Source organism: Bifidobacterium polysaccharolyticum (genome assembly GCF_016101585.1).
GTDB classification, from domain to species: Bacteria; Actinomycetota; Actinomycetes; order Actinomycetales; family Bifidobacteriaceae; genus Bombiscardovia; species Bombiscardovia polysaccharolytica.
On the sequence record NZ_JACFQG010000008.1, the window covers coordinates 1 to 3377 of the forward strand.

Annotated in this window: 3 protein-coding genes; all 3 read right to left on the bottom strand. The window is 63.1% G+C overall.

Going from position 1 to position 3377, the window contains the following annotated elements; genetic code table 11:
* Window positions 1-76: 76 nt before the first annotated feature.
* The 3 genes from H3T90_RS08760 to H3T90_RS08770 are packed head-to-tail and all read right to left on the bottom strand — an operon-like array spanning window position 77 to window position 3116.
* On the bottom strand, window positions 77-337 hold the full coding sequence (locus tag H3T90_RS08760; protein WP_198230267.1) for a 6TM ABC transporter family protein: 261 nt from the start codon (window positions 335-337) through the stop codon (window positions 77-79).
* 14 nt (window positions 338-351) lie between these two features.
* On the bottom strand, window positions 352-2388 hold the full coding sequence (locus H3T90_RS08765) for an ABC transporter permease (RefSeq protein ID WP_198230268.1): 2037 nt from the start codon (window positions 2386-2388) through the stop codon (window positions 352-354).
* Entirely contained in the window at window positions 2385-3116 is a 732-nt protein-coding gene (locus H3T90_RS08770) for an ABC transporter ATP-binding protein (protein ID WP_029676375.1), read from the bottom strand. Before H3T90_RS08770 ends, H3T90_RS08765 begins: the two co-directional genes overlap by 4 nt.
* Window positions 3117-3377: the final 261 nt, after the last annotated feature.

The following is a 3377-nucleotide window of genomic DNA, read 5'->3' on the forward strand; positions in this document are numbered from 1 at the left end:
CCCGACCTATTAACAACCACCCAACACGCTTACAGCCACAAGGCCAAACCCCCAACATAAACAACACGTTTAGTTCCTATAGCCCTGATTTCTCCCCTATTGTGCCTAGTATGGCTTGCTGGATTGCTGTCAATACAGCGCCAAGAATGAACAGTATTCCCAATTGCACCGCGATTAATACGATTGCTTTGTTTTGTTGCACGCCGTCTATGAGGGCTCCGCTGAGCTGTGGTTGCAGCAGGACGACCGCTTGTGCGAGGATTCCCAGCAGAAGGCTTGCCGTGTATGCAAGAATGTGCCCCGGCATGTATTTCCTGACGACGTGGATAAAGTTCATGGTTGGCCTGGCCTCTAGTGTTTTGTGGGTTGGTTCTTGTGGGTGAGGCGTGTGCAGAGGATGGTGGTGGCTATGGCGACGGCCAGGAGCAGGAGGGACATGGGTAGGAAGATGTCTGCGATGATGGGTGTGTGTTGTATGCCGACCCCGTCCCGGACGAAGCTTATCGCCACGGATGCCTCGGTGATGGCCACGGCGACGAGGGAGAGGATGATGCCGGCGGTGACGTCGAGTGTGGTCTCGATGGCCGCTGACCAGGCGAGGGCGCCGCGGGTGACGCCCATCTGGTTGAGGCGCCGGTTCTGCATGCGTCGTTCGCTGATTCCTATGGCTATAGATTGGACGAGGAATATCAGGGCCAGGATGGTGCCGCCGGCTATCATGAGCGGTGTTCCCTGCTGCTCCTTGATGCTGGTCTTGATGTAGTCGTCGATGAAGTCCTGCCTGTTCAAGGCGGTGATCTTGTGGGTGGTGTCCCTTATCTGTTGGGCTATGTCGTCGGCCTGGGTGTGGTCGCGGGCGGTGATGAAGGCGTACAGTCGGCCGTTCTCGCCCTCCCTGGGCAGGCCATCCTCGGTCGTGAGCATGTCCATGTTCACGTGGGGGGTGGTCTTGGGCGGCTCGATGACGGCCACGACCTGGACCTGGTGTCTTTTGTCGTGGCGGTCGATGAGGGTGATCGTGTCGCCCGGCTTGCGCTGGTTGTCGTATGCTCTGCTTATGGCCACCTTGCCGGCGCCCAGGTCGGCCAGGCTGCCCTGGAGCACCTTGGGGGCGGTGTCCTTGTGGCTGGGGTCGGCCAGGTCACGGGCCTGGGCCCAGGTGACCTGGAGGAAGGTGTCCATCTGGATGTTTCCGTGCTTGTCGGTCAGGACCCATTGCTGGGTCTGGTAGATGTCGGCTGTGCCGACCTCCCGTCCGAGCCCCTGCAGCGTGCGCGAGATCCTGCCGGCCTGGGACAGGTCGTCCGAGGAGGCCACCACGTCGGCCTTCATGGGCTCGATGCTGAGCACCACCGAGCTCATGCGGCCCGCCTGCATGATGAGGGTGAAGGAGACCAGAATGGTCAGCGCCATCATGGCCGGCAACGCTATGGCCGTGGCGCCTGCCCTGCCCCTGCGGACCCGTTGCCGGGCCAGCAGGCCCGGTCCGGCCGCGGTTTTTTCGGCCAGCAGGCCCAGCAGGGATGCTACCGGGGGGACCAGCAGGGGGGCGGCCACGTACACGGTGATTATCAGTAGGACGATCAAGCCCAGCAGCCGGTCGTAGAACTCCGAGCGGTCGACCGGCATGAAGGCGACCGTGATAGAGGCTAGGAACAGGGCCAGGGAGCATACGATCCGCAACCGGCTGGCCTTTTTGTCCTTGACGGCCGGTTGTGTCATCAGCTTCAGGGGGGTCTCGGCCCCGAACCTGCGCGTGGCCAGCCACACGCCCAGCAGGCAGACCGCCATCATCAGGGCGAAGGCCACGGCCGCCACCCACAGGCGGGCCCTGGGGTGGAAGAGCAGGTCGATGTCCGTGGTGCCCATGGCCCTTATGAAGGCCATGCCCACAGGAACGGTCAGCAGGGATCCGGCCAGGCATCCCGCGGCGTCGGCCAGGGCCAGGGGCAGGGAGAACTCTCGCAGGGCCATGGCCACGACCTGTTTGCCCGAGGCGCCGTTGAGCCGCATCAGGCCGTATTCCCGGCGCCTTTCCTGGACCAGGAAGGACACCGATGACAGGACCAGGAACACCGTCACCAGCAGGCAGAACACCAGCGCGATCAGCGACACAGTGTTCAATGCCAGGTCGTAGTAGGCCTTGGTCAGAATGCGGTGGTAGGCGTTCAGGCCCTCCAGACCGTGCAGGCCGTCGTAGGCCAGGCCCGCCTGACGTGCCTGCAGGGTCGCGCAGGACAGGGTCGTGGCGGCGAACACGGCCAGGCACATGATCCAGTAGGAGGAGCGGTGGGCCCTGACCAGGGAGAAGGACAGGCTGGCCCTTGTTGGCCGCTTGCGCCAGGGTCGGCTCGCCTGCTGGGCCGGGGAGGCCATGCCCGCGCTCACCGGTCGGCCCCGCTCAACGTGGTCTCGGCCAGGTGCATGGCCAGCTGCTCGGCCGTGCAGCCCGACCACACCGAGTGGATGCGGCCGTCGACCAGGAACACGGTGCTGCCAGCACGGGCCGCCACATCCGGGTCGTGGGTCACCATCAGCACCGTGGACCCCCGCGCCGCCACCTGGCCGAAGGCGTCCAGCACCAGCTGGGAGCCGGCGGTGTCCAGGGCGCCCGTCGGCTCGTCGGCAAAGACGACCGAGGGCCTCGAGGCCAAAGCCCTGGCCACCGCCACACGCTGCCGCTGCCCGCCCGACATGTCCGAGGGATAGACGTCGGCGAAACCATCCAGACCCACCGCCTGCAGGGCCCGCACGGCGTCGTCGACCTCGATGCGCGGCCCGCCGAAGAGGAAGGACAGCATCACGTTCTGCAGGCATGTGAACGCTTCGACGAGGTTGTAGTCCTGAAACACGAACCCGATCAGGTCACGCCTGACACGTGTCAGGTCGGCCTCTCCCATCCGGGCCAGGTCATGCTGCCCGATGTGCACCAAGCCCTGGTCGACCGGCAGCAGGCCCGAGGCGCAATTCAGCAGGGTCGACTTGCCCGCGCCCGAGGGCCCCATGATCGCCGTCCACGACCCAGGCGGGCATTGCAGGGACACGTCGGTGATGCCGGCCCCGCCCGAACCGTAATGATAGGAGACACCCTCAAGGGACAGAAACTCACCAGCCATACCCAACCCCAATCCACAGCCCGACGAAACCCCGAGCACCATACGAATCCACAACGCGAAAAGCTACAGCGAACTTTACACTGAGACGCAATACAAGTATTGCTTGCGTGACGGTTAAAAGTCTTCCATAAATTATTGACAAAAGATGCAATAAGTCAAAAGTTATTGTAAAGTACGGCCTATAGGAACTAAACGCGTTGTTTTAGGTTCTGTGTGTGGGTTTGGTTGTGTGTTGGTCAGAGTGTGGTGTTGGGGTATCTG